This is a genomic window from Amycolatopsis sp. NPDC051061, from assembly GCF_040682935.1.
In the GTDB taxonomy this organism is placed as follows: Bacteria; Actinomycetota; Actinomycetes; order Mycobacteriales; family Pseudonocardiaceae; genus Amycolatopsis.
Genome location: NZ_JBFBBZ010000168.1, coordinates 1 through 1,148, shown reverse-complemented (window position 1 = coordinate 1,148; position 1,148 = coordinate 1). Strand labels below are relative to the sequence as shown.

Genomic DNA, 1,148 nt, shown 5'->3' with positions numbered 1-1,148 from the left:
GTGTCCCCGGACGGGATGCAGCGGTTGCTGCGGTGGGCGGATTGGGACATCGACGGTGTCCGCGATGACGTGCGGGACTATGTCGTCGAGCACCTTGGCGAGCCGGGTGGCGTGCTGATCGTGGATGACACTGGGTTTCTGAAGAAAGGCATCCGGTCGGCGGGGGTGCAGCGGCAGTACTCGGGAACGGCGGGCCGGATCGAGAACTGCCAGATCGGGACGTTCCTGGCGTATGCCTCCGAGCGTGGGCATGCGTTGATCGATCGGGAGTTGTATCTGCCGGAGCCGTGGATCGCTGACCTGGATCGGTGTCGGCGGGCGGGGATCCCGGACGGGACGGAGTTCGAGACGAAGCCGCGGCAGGCGATGGCGATGCTGGCGCGGGCCTTCGCGGCGGGACTGCCGTTCGCGTGGGTCACCGCAGATGAGGCATATGGGCAGGTCAAGTACCTGCGCGGGTGGCTGGAGGAGTGCGACGCTGCCTACGTGCTGGCGACCAAGGTCAACGACATCCTGACCACCGCCGAGGGCTCCGAACGCCGTGCCGATGAGCTGATCGCGGACCTGCCCGCTCGAGCGTGGCGGCGGTTGTCGGTTGGGGCCGGCGCGCACGGGCCCCGGGAGTACGACTGGGCCCGGCTGCCGATCGGGGTCGGGTGGCGGGCCGGGCGTGGGCACTGGCTGCTCGCCCGCCGCTCGATCAGTGATCCGACCGAGATCGCCTACTACGTCTGCTACGGGCCCCGTCGCTCGACACTGCTGGATGTGGCCTGGATCGCCGGGACCCGGTGGCGGATCGAGGAGTGTTTCCAGCAGGCCAAGAACGAAGCCGGACTAGATCATTACCAGGTCCGGTCCTGGCGGGCCTGGTATGCCCACATTACCTTGTCGATGCTCGCCCATGCCTGGCTGGCTGTGTCCCGATCCGTTGCCGTAAAAGGGGAATCGGTGTCGGCGAGCCGGGCATGATCGGGTTCACGCTACCGGAGATCCGGCGGCTGTTCACCAGACTCGTCCTGCGCGTCACCGACGCCGCCGAGCATGTCTGGGCTTGGTCCTGCTTCCGCCGCCGACGACAACACCAGGCCCGCCTCAGTCACTACAAACGACGTGGCTACCCACTCACCTGACTGCCGTTGCAGTATTAG

1 protein-coding gene is annotated in these 1,148 nt (G+C 67.1%); it reads left to right on the top strand.

From position 1 onward, the window contains the following. A partial coding sequence (locus AB0N03_RS52460; RefSeq protein ID WP_364389031.1) for an IS701 family transposase occupies window positions 1-969 on the top strand: 969 nt, incomplete at its 5' end. Window positions 970-1,148: the final 179 nt, after the last annotated feature.